The organism is Pseudoalteromonas sp. SWXJZ94C (assembly GCF_015864385.1).
Taxonomy (GTDB): Bacteria; Pseudomonadota; Gammaproteobacteria; order Enterobacterales; family Alteromonadaceae; genus Pseudoalteromonas.
The window spans coordinates 90,420-109,451 of record NZ_JADYXF010000005.1 but is presented as its reverse complement, the minus strand read 5'-3'; the positions used below and the strand labels follow the sequence as shown (position 1 = coordinate 109,451).

Here is a 19,032-nt window from a genome sequence, read left to right as displayed (position 1 = left end):
GCTAATTAGCCCTTTTTTTTATATCTGTAAAAAAGCCATAAAATATGGCTTATATACAATAAAGTTATGCTTTTAAGGCTTTATCCCCTCGACCAATGCCAACAGCACCAGAACGTACAACTTCAACAATGTCAGTTTCATGGCGAAGCGTGTCTAAAAATGATTCAATTTTGTCAGTGCTACTTACTAATTGTAGACTGTAGGTTTGCCTGCCCATATCTAAAATAGCACCTTGAAATACATCTACAACACGAGTAACCGCAGCGCGAGTTGACTCATCTTGAGCAAATACCTTAACAAGTAATAGTTCTCGTTCTATATGACTCATTTCAGTCAAATCTATGATTTTTAATACATCGACAAGTTTATTAACTTGCTTAGTTATTTGTTCTACTACGCGGTCATCGCCCATAGTTGTAATAGTAATACGTGATAAAGACTGATCGTCGGTTGTACCTACAGTCAAGCTGTCGATGTTATAAGCGCGTTGTGAAAAAAGTCCGACAATACGCGACAATGAACCCGGTTCGTTTTCTAATAATATAGATAAAATACGACGCATTATGCTTTTACTCCTTTACGTAGCCACATCTCATCAATGCTACCTAACTTAATTTGCATTGGGTATACATGTTCTTTTTCATCGACAAGAATATCTAAAAATACTAAACGGTCGGTAATTGACATCGCTTTATCAATAGCGGGTTGTAGTTCAGCAAGCGTATTTACTTGGATACCTACGTGACCATAGCTCTCAACCAATTTAACAAAGTCAGGCAGTGAATCCATATATGATGAAGAGTGACGACCTCCATAAACCATATCTTGCCATTGGCGTACCATGCCTAAAGAGCGATTATTAAGAGAAACCACTTTTACAGCCAAGTTATATTGCAAACAGGTAGAAAGTTCTTGGATATTCATTTGAATAGAACCGTCGCCCGTAATACACACCGATTCTTTATCAGGAAACGCGAGCTTTACACCCATCGCGGCAGGTAAACCAAACCCCATTGTTCCTAAACCACCTGAATTTATCCATTGGCGAGGATGTTTAAACGGATAGTACTGCGCTGCAAACATTTGATGTTGACCAACGTCAGAGCTTACATAAGCATCGCCATTTGTTGCTTTGTATACCGCCTCTATTACAGCTTGAGGCTTAATTTTGTCGCCATCAGTATTGTAATTTAGACACTTTTGCTCACGCCAACTAATAATTTGACGCCACCAATCTTCTTGAGCGCTGCGATCAATTTGAATAGGGCTTTTATCTATACCAGCTTGAAGCTGTTCAAGTACAGTCGCTAAGCAGCCTACAACGGGAATATGCGCTTTGATTGTTTTAGAGATGGACGTTGGGTCTACATCTACATGTACAATAGTGGCATTAGGGCAAAACTTTTCAACATTATTAGTGACGCGATCATCAAAGCGAGCACCAAGTGCCAAAATTACATCTGCATTCGCCATTGCTTTGTTTGCTTCAAGCGTACCGTGCATGCCTAGCATACCAACAAAGTTAGGGTGAACACCTGATATACCACCAAGTCCCATTAACGTGTTTGTTATTGGCGCATTTAGCGATTCAACCAAGTGAGTTAATTGCTCTGATGTATTTGATATAACAATACCGCCACCAGAATAAATAACGAGCTTTTTAGCTTCTAAAATAGCTGTAACGGCTTTACGTATTTGTTTGGAATGACCCTTAGTATTAGGACTGTATGTTCTAAGTTCAGTTGTTTTAGGAAATTCGTATTCAAATTTAATCGCAGGATTAAGCATATCCTTTGGCAGTTCAACTACAACAGGCCCAGGGCGACCAGTGCTGGCAATATAAAAAGCTTTAGCCAATATAGTAGGAATTTCTTTAGCACTTCTACAGTTAAAGCTATGTTTAACTACAGGGCGAGAGCACCCGACAATATCGGTTTCTTGGAATGCATCGTCGCCAATAAGATTTGTAGGCACTTGACCTGACAACACAACCATAGGAATTGAATCCATATAGGCTGTTGCAATACCTGTAATACAGTTTGTAGCGCCAGGACCTGAGGTGGCAAGTACTACACCAACATCGCCTGTTGCACGAGCGTAACCATCAGCCATATGAGTAGCTGCTTGCTCGTGGCGTACTAATATATGCTCAATGTCGTCTTGTTGAAAAAGTGCATCGTACAAATCTAATACCGAACCACCGGGATAGCCAAATATGTATTTAACCTTCAGCTCTTTTAATGCCTGAACTACTAATTCAGAACCATTATATTCTTGTTTGCTCATCCTCATTCCTCTGTGCGCTATTTTATGCATAAAAAAACCCCCGCGTAGTGCGAGGGTTTTTAAAAAGCAGTATCACTTTTTAATACATCCCCGCTGGGCTTATAACTAAGACCAGTACGAGTACGACTAAAAGACGAATCTGCAATTTCATAATTTGTTCACTCTTTTAAAAAAGTAAAATGTTTACTTTAAATTAAAATTTCTCTATGAGGTTATTTTTAAGGGTTTTGAGTGTGCATGTCAACCGTGAATTGGCTTTTTTGGATTAAAATTCTAAATTTAGTTGTTTTTTAATTTGAAATCACAGTTTTGTCGTTTTTATGTCATTAAGTGAGAAGAAATTATGCGTTTAATATTTTTGCCTATATTTATTTTCGGCACTAAAAAGCCAACATAATTTTAATACTGATCAGTTAAGAAGTATTTAACGATCCATTGGCCAAACTTCTGGTTTGTTTATTAAGGTATCTAATGTCTTCAAGAGCCTTTTTTATGCAACTTACTCCAGTACTTTCTTTTGCTAATGGTTATGCCACAACTCAGTCGATTTAGGTTAGCTGAGTGATTTTTAGGCATACATTTCATCAAAGAATGCGCTGAAACTATCGAAGTTGCAAAGATAAGACGAATTCCTGTCGAAAGGGCTGTTTGGACAGTTATGTGTATGTCGTTTTATCGTGATGATCTTATATGGCGCATTGTCAGTAAATTAGGGGGCGACTGGTAACAAAAACGCTCAAGGGTAAAAAGATGAATATCATCACACCACTGACCGATTTATTGCGTTTCCCTAAATCTGGTATTGTTGATTTGCATAATGAGCGATAGAGATTAGAACTTGGGTATAGAGTAATGAAGCAGAGCTTACTCAATAGCCATTTCACGCTACGTAGTAAAAAACCAGAAATGATAGTGCAAGAGTTATCGGGTGTGATTTTCTGTTATAACTTACTCAGATACCAGATGATGAAAATGGCGAAGAAAAAGCTTGGAATATATGCAAAACATCTAAGTTTCACGACGTGTGTGAAACTAAAATCCAGTAAATAGCCCAATAAAAAATGCCAGTCAGCTGTTAACTGACTGGCATTAAGCATAAACAGGCTTTATATAAAGCTTATTAGTACTTTAAATTATAGACGGTCAATAACTGCTTGAGTGAAATCAGTTGTTCCGTGATTACCACCTAAATCGCGAGTGGTACGATCGCCTGATTTAATTACATCAGCAACAGCACTTCTAATGCGTTCTGCAGTGTCGCCCATATCTAAATGTTCAAGCATTTGGATAGACGCTAAAATTACAGAAGTAGGATTAGCTAGGTTTTTACCTGCTATATCTGGTGCACTGCCGTGCACAGCTTCAAATATTGCTGCATCTTCACCAATGTTAGCACCTGGAGCCATGCCTAAGCCGCCCACTAAGCCAGCACAAAGATCAGATAGAATATCACCAAATAAGTTTGTAGTTACAATTACATCAAACTCTTCAGGTGTCATTACTAGTTTCATACACGTAGCATCAACAATCATTTCAGTTGATTCAATTTGTGGGTAACGCTCAGCTACTTCACGAGCAACCTTTAAAAATAAACCAGAAGTTGATTTTAAAATGTTCGCTTTATGAACTGCAGTTACTTTTTTACGGCCTTCACGTACAGCTAGTTCGTATGCAAAAGTTACAATTTTTTCAGCGCCTTCGCGAGTAATTACTGATTTTGCTTCTGCTTCGTTACCATCTTCACTCACAATTTGGCCTGCACCTGAGTACATACCTTGCGTGTTTTCACGAATAGTAATGATATCGATATCATCGTAACGTGCTTTAGTACCTACAAACGATTTAACTGGACGAACATTTGCGTATAAACCAAACTGTTTACGTAAAGTTACGTTAATAGAAGTAAAGCCTTCACCTACAGGAGTAGTTAGAGGACCTTTAAGAGTGATTTTGTTTTTAGCAATTGTATCAACAGTTTCTTGTGGAAGTAGCTCGCCAGTTTTTTCAAGCGCTGCTAGGCCAGCATCAACAAATTCATAATCAAAATCACATCCTGCTGCTTTTAGAATTTCAAGTGCTGAGTCTATAATGCTAGGACCGATGCCGTCGCCTTTGATCACTGTTATGGTACGTTTGGCCATTAACTTTTCCTTTAAATAGTTTGATTTGCACATAATTTATTACTCTGAGAGAGTAACTGCTTGTTAGGTCATTTATGTGAATGAGGTATAAATTTAAGGGCGCATTTATACCAACTTATCGCCCATTTTGCCAGTTTATACTATAAATAACGGGTATAATTTTTATTTATAATGGTAATAAACTTACTAAATAGTATTCGAGAGGTTTAGCTCTTGTAATTGCTGATAAAAAGAATGCTTATCTTTCCAGCCCTGAGCTGTTAATTGATCACTAAGCGTTTGTTGCTGCCAAGGGCTCAATGCTAACTCAGGCTTAAAGACATATTGCGCTAACGTTTTTAATGCAACCCACAATTTATGGTGTGAGTTAAGTTGTTTTTTAGGTGTTTGTTCTGCTTCTAAAAGGGCTGCAGTCCATGGGTTATCACTTAAAAGTTGTTTAAGTTGTACGTTTAACTGCTCGTTATTAAGTAAGTTAACGCCAAAAAAAGCATAAAAAGGAATACTTAATGTTTTATTTGGGGTTTCGTCTATTAAAATTTTCCTTGATAAACGAGTGCTACATTGAGTTAATAAAAAATGAGTATAGGCATATAAAGGTAATGTAATGTGTTCAAATTGAAATTGCTTATTGTGACTCACTAATAAAGACATTATTTTTACTAAGCAATCTAAACGGTTTAATATAAACGCTTGTAAAGGGTGGGGGGTCACATAAACTAGCTGCTCAAACACTACGCGTTGAATAATAGCTGGCGCATTGAAGTATCCCACCATAGATAAACTGTGCTTTAAATCTTTAGCAGGCTGATGTTCTTTATTATACGGTTTTACAGCTTCACAAAGACTGTTAACTATTTGAGGATGAGGCAATATAATTTGACTTAACCCTTTATAGCTGTATTCGTGCTGTAATTTTATACGGCTGATTAAATCGAGCAGCGTTAATGACTCAGTAGTTAGCTTATTTGTTCTTCTAGTTATATGCTCGCTATTCCAAACACTAAGATGCAGCTTTGAGTCAGTGCAGAGCCATTGTTTAGCATTATCATTAAGTGATGCTTTGACTCGATGCCATGTCATTTTATCTTTATTTTCTGTATTAACTAATACGTGACGTTGTTCTGAATCAGTTGCTAAGTAGACCATTGCGCGTTCAAAATAGATTACTCGGCTACCTGGTAATAATGGACCGATATGAGCAATAAGTGACTTTATTAGTTTTTGAGCAAATAAGTTTGGGGTACGTATATATAAATCGGCTAATGCTTTGTAAAGGTCGATATGTTTTTTAGGAGTATTGTAGGTAATATTCATCGCAATGATATTAGCAAGTGCTACAAGCGTTATGCCGCCATCGTAAAGCATAATTTTAGGTGTACTGACCAGCGCTTGTTTATATTTATTTAATTTTGCTAAAATTTGTGTAATTGGTTTTACAGGCTCACCACCGGTTAATATTATTTTCCCCGCTAATTGATGACGTAATTTCCACGTTCTTTTTTCATTTTCGTTAAAGCTGACTTGTTCTGAAAGTTTGTTTAACTCTTGGCAAACACATAAATGCTCAACCAGTGCGGTGCTAATATAGAGCTCAGATAATTCTTCATTATATTTTTGGCTCTTACAAAGCGCAGCCGTTAATACGCATTGGCTAATTATTAAGTTAGTAGCGAAGTCATTTTTAGTATTAAAAAGAGTTAATTGAGCTTGAAGTGCAAATGGATTCTCATAATATAAAAGCCTGTATTGCTCAGCGAGCTTACATATTACGGGGTAGAGTGTTTGCCATTGTTTTTTATTATTATAGGATGCTAAAAATAGATGAGTATTTTCAAATAACTTATTTAGCTTTACCGAAACAGGCTCATCCATTATGGCATCACTTGATGATTTCTTGATATTTATTGTAGGCACTTGGTCCCCATAGCATAAGTTGACCATTTTTAAATAAAAGCCCAGTACATTCATCCATAGTCGTTATACCATCAGACGTAATATGCTGCGTGCGATAAAAAACAATTTGCAGTACTTGTTCTCCATCACGTTTTGCGTAAGTAAGATCTGGGCTACCTAGGTAATCAAGTACATTATTAAGAGTAGTTTGTTTTTCAAGAGTTAGCTTTTCAATAAAGCGTTTATTAAAGGCTTCACGATCTTGCCATATCATTGCCTGAGGATCGTCTTTATAAAAGGTAATTACCAACGTTGCTATAAGCGCATAAAGACCTAAACCTAAAATTAAATACCTAAAAAACTTTTTCAACATAGATTACTCTAACTGCCGTGACTAATAATAGTATACGTATTGCGTATACTACGTGCTATTAACTTGCGTATACTACGTGCTATTAACTTGCGACTAATTAAGTCTTAACTGCTTTAAACTAAAGCCTAAATTTATATCTGTTCGCAAACTGACCAGCTGCTTTGAAATAACATACATATCCATACCAGCGTCGAGCTTTTTATGAATGCTTGGGCTAAGTGATTTATCCTCTAAGGCGTGCTCAATTGATTCATAATTATTAATAAGCTGCTGAGCTGATTTTGTACCAATACCTTTTATACCAGGGATATCATTTGTTTTGTCACCGGCTAAAGCCCAAAAATCAATAAGCTTGGTTTGCTCAACCCCAAAACGCTCTTTTATACTATTCTTATCAAGATATTGTTTTTTAAAATAGTCGTAAACAGTGATGTAATCACCCAAATGAGGTAAAAAACCTTTATCGGTAGATACAACGGTATTGCTTATATTATTGCTTGCTGCCTTAGATGCAAGGGTGGCAATAATATCATCTGCTTCGTCGTTTATTGGCTCGAATACTACAATACCCGTTTCTTCAATCGCATTTTTAAAATGCAATAAAGCGTCTTTTAAGGTTTGTGGCATAGGTGCGCGCGAGTGTTTATAGTCTTTATAAAAATGATAACGCCAGCTTCTATCACCATCAAATACCGCAATGGCGTGTGTTGCATTGGTTGTATTTAAAAGTTTTTTGCATGCATGAGCAACACGAGCACTGCATGTTTGTATCATTTGCTCATCACTGTGATGTTTTTGATTTACGTCAACTGCGTAAATGCGCCTAATTAAGTTAAGCGCATCAATAAGGAGTAAGTGGGGCTTCAAACTATATAACTCATGCTTTTATTTTGTAACACGGAATGTATTTACTACCAGGGAGTTTCATACGACCTTGGACAACAAATGCTTGTAATAGCTTATCCATACTTTTCATCAGGGCAGGCTCGCCGCTTAAAATGTATGGACCATTATGTTTAATGGCTTTAACACCTTCGTCTTTTACATTGCCGGCAACAATGCCTGAAAACGCTCGTCGTAAATTAGCGGCTAATAGCTGCTTTGGCTGATTAAGGTGTAAATCAAGACCTGCCATATTTTCATGTGTAGGTACGAAAGGTTGCTGAAAATCGTTATCAATTTTTAGCGTCCAGTTAAAGTAATATGCATCACCTTCACTTTTACGATAATTACGTACATTAGACATTGCTGACTTTAGCTTTTGACCAACAAGTTCAGGGTTATCAATAATAACTTCAAACTTATCGAGAGCTTCTTTACCCAGTGTCATTTCAACAAATTTACAGAGCTCTTTAAAATAGGCTTCACTTTCTTTAGGTCCGGTCAAAATAACGGGTAAACACTGCTTAGTATTATCGGGATGAAGTAATATACCTAATAAATACAAAAGTTCTTCGGCAGTACCTGCACCGCCAGGGAAAATTATAATTGCGTGGGCGGTTCTAATAAATGCTTCAAGGCGTTTTTCTATATCAGGTAAAATAACTAATTCGTTAACAATAGGGTTTGGTGGTTCGGCTGCTATAATGCTTGGCTCTGTTAAACCTAAGTAACGATTATCTGTAATTCGTTGTTTGGCATGACCAATAGTAGCGCCTTTCATTGGACCTTTCATTGCACCTGGTCCACACCCGGTACAAATATTTAAACCGCGTAAGCCTAATTCGTAACCTACTTGTTTAGTGTATTTATATTCAACTTCGTTGATTGAGTGTCCACCCCAACAAACAACCATATTTGGTTCTATGTTAACGCGTAATGCATCAGCGTTTCTGAGCATATCAAATACCATATGAGTAATGGCTTTTTGTTCTTTAAGGTTTTTTTCGTATTTTTGACAAATAAATAAAATATCACGGATGACTGAAAATATATGTTCGTGAATACCTGTAATTATTTCGCCGTCAACAAAAGCAGTAGATGGTGGGTTTTTAAGCTCGATTTTAATGCCGCGTTCGCGGCTTACTAATCGTATATCAAAGTCTTTGTATTTATCGTAAATGTCGTTACTTTCGTCTGTATGACTACCCACATTAAGAACAGCAAGCGCGCAATTTCTAAATAGTTTGTAGCGCTCACTGGCTGAAGATTGCTCTAATAAATCAACTTCTAATTGCGAGAGTAAATCTAAAACACCAGTTGGGTTTAATTGTATTAGCATCGGTATTCTCCTTGCTATTTTTACGTAAATTAACTACTTAGCCATAATATTTCTTAAATAAGAAAGATGACATTATTTACTCATACAAAGACGATCTCTACCTGTATTTTTTGCTTCATAAAGTGCATCGTCAGCTCTATCAAAGGCGATAATTGGTGTATCTCCTTTTCTAAATTGAGTTGCCCCCAAAGATATTGTTATCTCAATTTGCTTATCTCTAAACTTAAAAGGAATGCTTTTAATCGCTTTTCTCAATTTGTCTAATGGGACGGCAGCATTTTCAATTGTCATATCGGTCATTAGTAATACAAACTCTTCACCGCCATAACGGGCGATAAAATCTGATTTTCTAACTGATTTTTGTAACGCTTTTGCAATAACCTGCAATGTGATGTCGCCGGCTGTATGTCCAAACCTATCATTAATAGATTTAAAGTGATCAACGTCAATGACTACAAGGGTAACATCTGAAGCTTGGACATTAAATAGGTGAATTTCGTGATTATATCGTTCATCAAATGCAGCACGGTTAGGTAGTTTTGTTAGACTGTCTAGCAAGCTTTTAAAGCGTTGTTCGTTTAGTCGCTTTTTATACTTAGTGAGTTTGTTTTCGAGGGTACCAATACGGCTATTTATTTTATCAAAGCTCGATACCAATACTTCTCTATCAGCGCGTTCTAGCTGCTCTTTTGCAATAAAGTCTTTACTGAGTGATTTTAGTTCGTTGTCTACAAGCTCTTTTAAAGATGAAATTGAGGTCGCATTTTGCGTTTTTTCGTTAAGATTTTTTATCTTATCTTTAATATTTTTATTTAAAGTATCAAATTCCAGTCCCATAGACTGCGAGTGTTTGCTTGTAGAAACGATTGAATTGTGAAGTTCTTCAAGTGTTTGATTAAGAGAAGCTAAAAAGCTTTGCGCTGACTCTCTCTCTTTATTAATATTTTTAACAATAACGCTAATTATATTTATTGCAGCGTCAAGCAATGCACTCATTGTATCGCTTTTTGTAATTTTGTTTTTAATTATTTTAATTTCTTCAGCTGCTTCATCTTCAAGAACTAATGCGTTAGCTAGTTCAAGTAGTTCTTGGGCTAACGCTGGGGTTGCTGTTGATTGGTCGTTAGAACCGCTATTTAGTTTAGAATTTAAAGCATGATGATAAAAAGTAATCAGTTGGTTTAATAAAGGAAGAAAGTCGTGCGTAGATTGAATGTTATTAATTTCGTTATCTAATAAGTTTCTTAGTGATCTGCGAGTATCATCTGGTAATCCAATGATTTTTTGTAATTGTTTTCCCGCGTTAAGTACACTTGCATATAAGTCACGTTGTTGCGCTAATTGTACAGATTCTTGATTTTTTAATAACGTAATGATTTCGGTTATTAAAGGTGATAGATATTCAAAACTAACTCCCTTAGTAAGAGCATTTCTAAATTTAGCGAGTCTATTATCTAACTCAGTATCAAGCCCTTTACAGCTTAGCGATAATTTAGCAGAAAAATTAGATAGGGTGTCTACTTGATATTTACGTGCATCCTCAACAGCCATTCGAGCGTCGATTGCTTGTTTGAGTTTTTTATCTGTAGCGTTAGATTTTTCAGACACCTAAGCATACCGCCATCAAGTTAGTTATATTACCTTCAGTTTACAACAAATTTTTATTAAGTGTAGCTATCTAGCTAAAAACTTAGCATTTTTAATAATGTAATGCGTATAAACTTATATACACAGCCATTTATCGTATTTAATTCACTTTTAAATAAGGGCTTGTTAGTCTTACTAATAATTAAGTTTCCACTAAGAGTCTCTATGAAAAAGTTATTAGCCCTTTCTATTTTAGCTGCATGTTCAGCACCTGTTTTTGCCGATGTAAATTATTCTTTAGAAATATCGCAACCACAACACCATTTAGGTGATGTAAGTGTTGAGTTTCCTAAAACAGCGCAATCACATCTTGATATAAAACTTCCAGCATGGCGAACAGGTCGCTATGAAATGCTAAACCTTGCTAACGGCGTTCGCTATTTCAAAGCTAAAGATGGAGATGGCAAAGAGTTAAAGTGGGAAAAAATAGATCACAGTACGTGGCGTGTACATCTTAATGAGCCAACAGAAGTTAATGTTGACTATCAAGTGTATGCAAATGAGCTTGGTAAGCGTGCCCGCCACATAGATGATAGCCATGCATTTATAGATGCGTCAGGCTTTTTTATGTTTAGTGAATCATTTCGCCAAGAACCTGTAACCGTTAATTTAGAAGTGCCTAAAAAGTGGCGTTCGGTATCGGGTATGGACAATTTAAAAGGTAAAAATTCATTTAAAGCCGCCGACTACGACGTGCTTGTTGATTCGCCAATCGAAACTGGTATAAATCAACTACACACATTTGAAGTAGATGACCGTGAATACGACTTAGTAGTATGGGGTGATGGTAATTACGATGTAGATTTAATGCTTACAGACCTTAAAAAATTAGTTGCTACCGGTAACGTAATTTGGGAAGGCTATCCGTATGAACGTTATGTATTTATGGTACATGCAACGTCGGGTGCTGGTGGTGCAACTGAGCATTTAAACTCAACTATTATACAGCGCCCACGCGATCGATTTGGCAGCCGAGAAGATTACCTCGCTTTTATAAGCACCGCTGCACACGAATTTATTCATACATGGAACGTAAAAGCGTATCGCCCTCAAGGTTTAGTACCGTATGACTACACTAATATGAACTATTCAAAATTGCTTTGGATTGCGGAAGGTTCAACAAGTTATTTTGAAGATCATTTATTAGTGCGTTCAGGCATTGAAACAACGGATGAGTTTTTTAAAGTGATGAGTAAAACTATTAATCGTCATTTGCAAACACCAGGTCGTGAAGTACAAAGCGCAAGCGAGACAAGCTTTGATAAATGGATTAATCAAGGTGGCGACCACGCGCGCAACTACAGCACAAATATTTATTCAGAAGGTTCATTACTTTCACTTGCTTTAGATATCGACTTGCTAGAAAAAAGCCAAGGTAAAATAAGCTACCGCGACGTGCATAAAGCACTTTATAACAATCATAAAATGCCAGCAGGTTTTACAGACATAGATGTGCTTAACATTTTAAAAGATTTAACAGGGCGTGATTACTCAATTTGGTGGCAAGAAAATGTAGAGTCGCCTGCAAATATTAACTTTGATGAATTGCTTGCTAAAGTGGGTTTGAAATTTGAGCGCCCAGAAAAAGCAAAAGCGCTTGCAAGTATTGATGCTACGGCTAAAAATACAGGCGAGCTACTTACGCTAGGTTACGTTCGTCGAGGCGGAAGCGCATGGAAAGCTGGTTTAACTACCGATGATAAAATTGTTGCTATAAACAAGCATCATGTAGGTAAAGATTTAAAAACTAGCTTAGAAATATATAAAGCAGGCGATAAAGTAACCGTTGACTATCTTCGTCGTGATGCACTTGAAAGCTTAACATTAGTATTATCAGAAGATTTTGATAAGCCTAAAGCAGTTGCTGCTGATAAAGACGCAACGCCTGAGCAAAAAGCGCTGTTTAAAGCGTGGATTGGTGTGGAACATCCAAATGATGTGACAAAAAAATAAATTCAGTTTTTATAGAGTTTAAATATAGTAACAATTATTAAAAAAGAGCTTCGGCTCTTTTTTTGTTTTGCATAATGACGTATATAATGTACATGGAAATTTAATATTAAAATTAAATTAAATTAAATTAAATTTAATTTAATTTAATTTAATTATTATTTAATTATTATTTAGTATTTTTCTATTATTAAATAAAGTTATTTATGGATATAACCTCAAAATGAAATTAGATAACGAGACTTCAAACTTAACCCATCAATTTGTAATTAACGACTATTTGCATCAGTTATTTGATACGGTAAATGTTATTTCTGTTCAAGGTTATGACAGTGAACGTCGTGTTATTTATTGGAATGAAGGGAGTGAGCGACTTTACGGATATACCAAAGAAGAAGCCATAGGGCAAAAAATAGAAGATCTTATAATTCCAGAATCAATGTGTGAATTTGTAATTGACGCACACAGTGATTGGGTAAAAAAAGATATAGAAATTCCAGCATCTGAAATTACCTTACAAGACAAAGGTGGAAACAATGTACCGGTTTTTTCTAGTCATGTTATGTTTACAAATCAATACAATACAAAACAAATGTACTGTATTGATATTGATTTATCGGATGTAAAAAAGGCACAAGCAGATGCGTCATTTAATGAGCATATGCTAAAAACTATTTTTGAGGCAATTCCTGACTTATTTTTCTTGATGGAAAATGATGGAACTATTATTGAGTATCATGCGAGTAACGAGACCGATCTTTACACCAAGCCAAAGCAGTTTATCGGAAAAAAAATGGGTGATGTACTCCCTAACGATGTAGCCAAAAAATTTGAAACCTATATCAGTCTTGTATTAGAAAAAGAGCAAATGATGAGCTTTAAATACGAGCTAGCTTTGCCTCATAGACTCGTTTTTTTTGAAGCAAGAATAAATAAAATAACAAAACATAATCAGTTAATGGTTATTATTCGAGATATAACAGAGCAGCATAAGTCAGATGAACTAATTAGACATCAAGCGTATTACGATAGTCTAACTTTACTCCCAAATCGTTTTTTAGCACTTGATCGTTTGTCGCAATTACTTATTGAAGCACAAAGAAATAATGAGAAAGCGGCAGTACTGTTTTTGGATTTAGATGATTTTAAAAAAATAAATGATTCTTTAGGTCATGAAACTGGAGACAAACTTTTAATTGAATCAGCGCAAAGGCTGCAAGAGGCACTGCGAAAAGATGACACGGTAGGGCGCCTAGGTGGAGATGAATTTATCATATTATTACGAGGTGTAACTGATGATCATGCTGCGTTAAAAATTACTGAAAAATTGCTCAACAATTTTAGAACCCCTTTTAAAATTGAGGGGCGGGAACTCATTCTAACAGCGAGTATTGGTGTAGCCATATACCCAGAAAATGGCACTACAGTCGATGATTTATTACGAAATGCTGACACCGCAATGTATCAAGCTAAATCATATGGTCGTAATACTTATTCATTTTTCACTAAAAAAATGAATGTAATTATTCAGCGCCAACTAGTAATAGAAGAGCAAATGCGTGGTGCCCTTGAACGTAATGAATTCGAGCTATACTACCAACCTCAAATTGATGTTAAAAATAAACACATGATTGGCGCAGAAGCGTTATTACGCTGGCATAACCCCGTGTTAGGTAATGTAACTCCCGATGAATTTATACCTATTGCCGAAAATACAGGACTAATTGTACCCATTGGCAAATTTGTAATTAGCAAAGCTTTACACTTTTTAAACACATGGCAAAGCACCTGTAAACGCCAACAAAAATATACAATGGCTGTTAACTTATCTCCTCGTCAATTTAGAGATGTAAGATTACTTAGCTTTATTCAAAACTCACTGAGTGAAGCAAACGTAAATCCCGAAAGTTTAGAACTTGAAATCACAGAGGGAGTATTGATGAGTTGTCACACTAATGTTGTTGATATACTGACTGAGATTACTGCATTAGGCATTAACTTATCAATGGATGACTTTGGTACCGGTTATTCATCATTAAGTTATTTGAGAGAATACCCTTTTAATGTACTAAAAATAGATAGAAGTTTTATTGATGGTATTGTGCTAAACAATGAAGATTGTAATCTCGTAAAGGCAATTATTGCCATGTCGCACAGTTTAGGACTGACAGTTGTAGCCGAAGGGGTAGAAACAAAAGAGCAGCATACTTTATTGAACGAATTAGGCTGTGATTTTATGCAAGGTTTTTACTTTAGTAAACCAATACCAGCAAAACAGTTCCTTGATTTATCGATGAATTTTTATAAAAAATAAGATTAAACATTCGATTGTAATAAATCATTGCACGGCTATTGACCTTATTATCCCATGTTTGTATCGCCAAAAGGCTTAGTGGTTACAAGAGTAAATTAAAGCCAAGCTTTATGGTGATTACACCGGTGGCATGAATACAGTACCAGTTAACTTTTTATCAAATGTAGACACTACCGGTGGTAACTCAGGTTCGCCAACACTTAACGGTAAAGCAGAGCTTGTAGGCTTACTGTTTGACGGTGTTCACGAAAGTATTATTGTTGATTGGGATTACAACCCTGAGCTTAATCGCTCAATCCACGTTGATTCGCGCTACATGCTGTGGGTAATGGATAAAGTAGATAATGCACAAAACTTGTTAGACGAAATGACAATCGTAAAATAAGTAATTAGTGAGATAAGAGAAGGGCGCTTACCGTAAAGGAAGCGCCTTTTTTGTTGAGGGTTAATCGATTAATTGTTTTTCTTGTGTAGGCTGGAATTTACCTCGCGCGCAATAAAGAAAAACCGCAAAAGCGCGGCGTAAAGCCCCGCCCACCAATGTAACCCCAGCTTTGTAGGCGGGAGTTTACCTCGCGCGCAATAAAGAAAAACCGCAAAAGCGCGGCATAAAGCCCCGCCCACAAATATAACCCCAGCTTTGTAGGCGGGAGTTTACCTCGCGCGCATAAAGAAAAACCGCAAAAGCGCGGTATAAAGCCGCGCCTACCAATATAACCCCAGCTTTGTAGGCGGGAGTTTACCTCGCGCGCAATAAGGCAAAAACGTGGCATAAAGCCCCGCCTACCAATATAACCCCAGCTTTGTAGGCGGGAGTTTATCTCGCGCGCAATAAAGGAAAACCCAAAATTATTTAGATGGGTGTCATTCTAATTCTTTTTCTCCAATTCTTAAATGTTAGCCCCATGCTCCCTTAGCCATACCCCCACGGGCATGAGATACATAAATAAAACTATCATCGAGCTCCACTTTAAACCTTTTAGGCTTACTGTTAAAAATAAATTTATCTATATATTCGGCTGCATCCTGTGTTAATTCATAGGATACTTTTTCAGATTTTTGTGAATTGTCAATTTGTTTAATAATTTTGTGTCGAGCCATATTTTCCCCCGCCGAGAAAATATTAGCCTCCATTATCACGCCACTATCAGATGTTCCGTAGGGAATTTTTTGAATGAAAAATAGTCTTAAGAAATTTTTTTCGTCTTCAGTTATTTTCGCCATAAACTCAGTAAGTTTGATTTTTCTTTCAAATTCCAAGTGTTTCGCTAAGACTTTTTTGGCAGTCGTATCGATCTCGTATAAATATAAATTATCTGAAACTTTATCGATCCGCTTAATGTAGCCACGTTGCTCCAAATAAATAGCGTCATCATTTTTTATATTGTATTTTTGCGGCTTCTCAATAACGTTATTTAGTAACTCAATTTTTGAAATCGATAGTTGAGGAATACATTTTTCAGCCTTTATTTTAAATTTATTTTTACTAAAGAATTTTTTATATAGAAAAAGCACAAGTATTATCAAAGGGATACTTAAGGCAAGTAACCAATTAGGTATACTGGTACTAGAAGTAATCAATCTATAAGTAAATTTTAATAAAAAAGGGAAATAAGGCAATGCTACTATCGTAATAAATGCAATTATTCCTGTTGCAATGACTTTACTCCATACAGGATCTTTCCAAATTCTTGTTAACCGCTCCATTGGTAGATACTTCCTCATACTGTCTAACAGATCATTATTTCGACTTAGACTACCTTGAATTATCGGAAAGTCCAATGTCCGTTTCTCACTCTTCGTTACCCTTAACTTAAATCAAACCACCTCAACATCCTTTAAAATATTTCATGTGCATTTTATAACCAAGAAGTGCTAGCTTAGTGGTAAATTAATTGAAGGAAATAATTATGAAATTAGAGTCATTAGCACTGCACCACGGTTACGAATCTGAGGCTACCACTAAATCTGCAGCGGTGCCTATCTATCACACTTCTTCTTATACATTTGATAACACGCAGCATGGCGCTGATTTATTCGATTTAAAAGTACCTGGAAATATTTACACCCGCATAATGAACCCAACCAATGCCGTACTTGAACAACGTATTGCCGCGATGGAAGGGGGCATTGGTGGGCTAGCAGTAGCATCTGGGATGGCTGCTATTACGTATGCTATTCAATGTTTGTGTGAAGTCGGTACTAATATTGTAAGCACCAGCCAAGTATATGGTGGCACGTATAACTTATTTGCACATACCTTACCTAGGCAAGGTATTGAAGCACGCATGATTAAAGCCGATGACTTTACCGCGTTTGAGAATGCGATTGACGACAACACCCGCGCTGTTTTTTGTGAATCTATTGGTAATCCTGCAGGTAATATTGTTGATATTGAGCGTTTAGCACGCATTGCACACAGTAAAGGTGTGCCGCTTATAGTTGATAATACTGTGGCTACGCCGTATTTATGCCGCCCATTTGAGCTGGGCGCCGATATAGTGGTTCATTCACTTACTAAGTATATAAACGGGCACGGTACTGCCATTGGCGGCATGATTGTCGACTCAGGAAAATTTGATTGGAAAGCGAATGCTACGCGTTTTGCAATGATGAACGAGCCCGATCCGTCGTATCACAACGTGGTTTATACCGAAGCCTTTGCTGAAGCTGCATTTATTGGACGCTGCAGAGTAGTGCCACTTAGAAATACCGGCGCAGCCCTTGCGCCTAAAAACGCATCTGACATTTTAATCGGCCTTGAAACCTTAGGCTTAAGAATGGATCGCCACTGCGAAAATGCACAGCATCTGGCTGAGTATTTAGAAAATCATCCAAAAGTGCTTTGGGTTAATTACGCAGGATTAAAATCAAGCCCGTATAACGAAATGAGCCAAAAAATCACCAGTGGTAAAGCATCGGGTATTTTAAGCTTTGGTATTGAAGGTGGGCTAGAGGCAGGTACTCGTTTTATTGATGCGCTAAATATGATTTTACGCTTAGTTAATATTGGCGATGCTAAGTCGCTTGCGTGTCATCCTGCATCAACTACACATCGCCAATTAAACGATGATGAATTAGCAAATGCCGGTGTAAGTCGCGATTTAATTCGCTTATCGGTCGGCATTGAAAACATTGCCGACATAATTGCCGATGTAAGCCAAGCGCTCGATAAAGCGTAAATTATTTTTGTTAGAAAAAAGCTTAATCGGCTAAAAATAAAATACTTAAGCACGACTTAAAATAATTACTTATCTACCAAATTATCCAATAGTAAAAGTGATAGATACAAAAATGCCGCTCATTTTAAATGAACGGCATTTTTAATTACCTAATAAAATTAGATATTAACCTTCGTTAACTAGAGCTTGAAGTTCTTCAAGGCTTTTAGCAATTTTGATGCCTGGTACGTTAGTACCAACAGTCGCTTCAAAAGAACCTTCGATAGCTGAACGGAAAGATGTAAATGAGATACGGTAAACACCACGTACTAACGCTTTAGTTGGGCTGCTTACTTCACTAACGTGGCGAATTAAAGAGTTATAAGTACTTCCACCTGGGTTAGCTGGTAATTCGCTGCTGTCATCATTGTAAGTTAGAGTTTGTAAAGATTTACCACCTTTACTGATCTTAGCGCTATCAACGATGTCTAATCGATCTAATACAATGTAAGTATCGAAGAACGTATCAGGATTACTTTCATTAAGTTTTGTATATGCATCACTTACGAAATCAGTGTCACTTGGCGTGCCCGATGCTGGAGAAACCATTGATACACCAATTTCATCAATTGCTGCTGGTACCCATACGAATAAGTAGTATGCATCTTTTTCTTTGTACGTACCTTGTGGAGCAGTACCTTTATCAATGTAACCGAAGTAGCTAGCATAGTTTGCATATGGTAAACGTGCTTCTATTCCAGCAACACTTTCTGAATTAGAGCTTTTTAAAGCCGGACCAGTAGTCATACAAGCTGTTAAAGATGTTGCCATTGCCGCAACTAATACTGCTTTTTTTACGATTGAAAAGTTCATTCTATTCCTTGTTATATTTTGTAATTATATGTTAAATCATCATGATTTTACGGCGGGGATTATATATTAGAATTGTTGGCTATGAAATACTCTTTTTGAAACTTTTTTATACTTTATTTCAAAGTATTAATTCATTTTTAGAAATATAATTATATAAAAATTTGATAAAG

Annotated in this window: 13 protein-coding genes and 1 pseudogene; 4 read left to right on the top strand and 10 right to left on the bottom strand. The window is 36.5% G+C overall.

All coding sequences use genetic code 11. The features are described from left to right. Window positions 1-64 precede the first annotated feature (64 nt). The 8 genes from ilvN to I6F65_RS03375 form a co-directional block, all read right to left on the bottom strand. Complete coding sequence (gene ilvN, locus I6F65_RS03415) at window positions 65-562, bottom strand: acetolactate synthase small subunit (RefSeq protein WP_024610747.1); 498 nt, start codon at window positions 560-562, stop codon at window positions 65-67. Further along, window positions 562-2,286: an acetolactate synthase 3 large subunit gene (locus tag I6F65_RS03410; RefSeq protein ID WP_024610748.1), complete on the bottom strand. Its 1,725-nt coding sequence runs from the start codon at window positions 2,284-2,286 to the stop codon at window positions 562-564. Before I6F65_RS03410 ends, ilvN begins: the two co-directional genes overlap by 1 nt. A gap of 1,133 nt (window positions 2,287-3,419) precedes the next feature. Further along, complete coding sequence (locus I6F65_RS03400) at window positions 3,420-4,427, bottom strand: isocitrate dehydrogenase (protein WP_024610749.1); 1,008 nt, start codon at window positions 4,425-4,427, stop codon at window positions 3,420-3,422. A 186-nt stretch (window positions 4,428-4,613) separates the two neighbouring features. Continuing rightward, window positions 4,614-6,302 carry a hypothetical protein gene (locus I6F65_RS03395; protein ID WP_197111596.1) on the bottom strand — a complete coding sequence of 563 codons (1,689 nt, stop codon included), beginning with the start codon at window positions 6,300-6,302 and terminating at the stop codon, window positions 4,614-4,616. A gap of 7 nt (window positions 6,303-6,309) precedes the next feature. Further along, window positions 6,310-6,696 (bottom strand): DUF3192 domain-containing protein, encoded by a 387-nt coding sequence (locus tag I6F65_RS03390; protein ID WP_024610751.1) that lies wholly within the window; start codon window positions 6,694-6,696, stop codon window positions 6,310-6,312. Between the two features lie 93 nt (window positions 6,697-6,789). Then, on the bottom strand, window positions 6,790-7,563 hold the full coding sequence (gene xni, locus I6F65_RS03385; protein ID WP_166110267.1) for a flap endonuclease Xni: 774 nt from the start codon (window positions 7,561-7,563) through the stop codon (window positions 6,790-6,792). A 10-nt stretch (window positions 7,564-7,573) separates the two neighbouring features. Continuing rightward, window positions 7,574-8,917: a nucleotide 5'-monophosphate nucleosidase PpnN gene (gene ppnN, locus I6F65_RS03380; RefSeq protein WP_197111564.1), complete on the bottom strand. Its 1,344-nt coding sequence runs from the start codon at window positions 8,915-8,917 to the stop codon at window positions 7,574-7,576. A 72-nt stretch (window positions 8,918-8,989) separates the two neighbouring features. Then, window positions 8,990-10,525 carry a GGDEF domain-containing protein gene (locus I6F65_RS03375; RefSeq protein ID WP_197111562.1) on the bottom strand — a complete coding sequence of 512 codons (1,536 nt, stop codon included), beginning with the start codon at window positions 10,523-10,525 and terminating at the stop codon, window positions 8,990-8,992. A gap of 204 nt (window positions 10,526-10,729) precedes the next feature. Between I6F65_RS03375 and I6F65_RS03370 the strand changes: the two genes are divergently transcribed. The 3 genes and pseudogenes from I6F65_RS03370 to I6F65_RS03360 all read left to right on the top strand — a co-directional run. Beyond that, window positions 10,730-12,517 (top strand): M61 family metallopeptidase, encoded by a 1,788-nt coding sequence (locus I6F65_RS03370; RefSeq protein WP_024610754.1) that lies wholly within the window; start codon window positions 10,730-10,732, stop codon window positions 12,515-12,517. A 220-nt stretch (window positions 12,518-12,737) separates the two neighbouring features. Then, on the top strand, window positions 12,738-14,828 hold the full coding sequence (locus I6F65_RS03365; protein WP_197111560.1) for a bifunctional diguanylate cyclase/phosphodiesterase: 2,091 nt from the start codon (window positions 12,738-12,740) through the stop codon (window positions 14,826-14,828). A gap of 94 nt (window positions 14,829-14,922) precedes the next feature. Continuing rightward, window positions 14,923-15,213, top strand: a pseudogene (locus tag I6F65_RS03360) (S46 family peptidase); the annotation flags it as partial. Window positions 15,214-15,725: 512 nt separating this feature from the next. Here I6F65_RS03360 and I6F65_RS03355 read toward each other — a convergent pair. Further along, window positions 15,726-16,535 carry a hypothetical protein gene (locus I6F65_RS03355; RefSeq protein ID WP_197111557.1) on the bottom strand — a complete coding sequence of 270 codons (810 nt, stop codon included), beginning with the start codon at window positions 16,533-16,535 and terminating at the stop codon, window positions 15,726-15,728. A gap of 203 nt (window positions 16,536-16,738) precedes the next feature. Between I6F65_RS03355 and I6F65_RS03350 the strand changes: the two genes are divergently transcribed. Beyond that, complete coding sequence (locus I6F65_RS03350; RefSeq protein WP_166110248.1) at window positions 16,739-18,010, top strand: O-acetylhomoserine aminocarboxypropyltransferase/cysteine synthase family protein; 1,272 nt, start codon at window positions 16,739-16,741, stop codon at window positions 18,008-18,010. Between the two features lie 165 nt (window positions 18,011-18,175). Here I6F65_RS03350 and I6F65_RS03345 read toward each other — a convergent pair whose 3' ends face one another. Continuing rightward, entirely contained in the window at window positions 18,176-18,862 is a 687-nt protein-coding gene (locus I6F65_RS03345) for a LipL32 family surface lipoprotein (protein WP_024611089.1), read from the bottom strand. Window positions 18,863-19,032 lie beyond the last annotated feature (170 nt).

Excerpts from the sequence above, each read along its gene's own strand:
- ilvN (WP_024610747.1), bottom strand. The coding sequence starts at position 562 with ATGCGTCGTATTTTATCTATATTATTAGAAAACGAACCGGGTTCATTG.
- I6F65_RS03410 (WP_024610748.1), bottom strand. The coding sequence starts at position 2,286 with ATGAGCAAACAAGAATATAATGGTTCTGAATTAGTAGTTCAGGCATTA.
- I6F65_RS03400 (WP_024610749.1), bottom strand. The coding sequence starts at position 4,427 with ATGGCCAAACGTACCATAACAGTGATCAAAGGCGACGGCATCGGTCCT.
- I6F65_RS03395 (WP_197111596.1), bottom strand. The coding sequence starts at position 6,302 with ATGGATGAGCCTGTTTCGGTAAAGCTAAATAAGTTATTTGAAAATACT.
- I6F65_RS03390 (WP_024610751.1), bottom strand. The coding sequence starts at position 6,696 with ATGTTGAAAAAGTTTTTTAGGTATTTAATTTTAGGTTTAGGTCTTTAT.
- ppnN (WP_197111564.1), bottom strand. The coding sequence starts at position 8,917 with ATGCTAATACAATTAAACCCAACTGGTGTTTTAGATTTACTCTCGCAA.
- I6F65_RS03370 (WP_024610754.1), top strand. The coding sequence starts at position 10,730 with ATGAAAAAGTTATTAGCCCTTTCTATTTTAGCTGCATGTTCAGCACCT.
- I6F65_RS03365 (WP_197111560.1), top strand. The coding sequence starts at position 12,738 with ATGAAATTAGATAACGAGACTTCAAACTTAACCCATCAATTTGTAATT.
- I6F65_RS03355 (WP_197111557.1), bottom strand. The coding sequence starts at position 16,535 with ATGGAGCGGTTAACAAGAATTTGGAAAGATCCTGTATGGAGTAAAGTC.
- I6F65_RS03350 (WP_166110248.1), top strand. The coding sequence starts at position 16,739 with ATGAAATTAGAGTCATTAGCACTGCACCACGGTTACGAATCTGAGGCT.
- I6F65_RS03345 (WP_024611089.1), bottom strand. The coding sequence starts at position 18,862 with ATGAACTTTTCAATCGTAAAAAAAGCAGTATTAGTTGCGGCAATGGCA.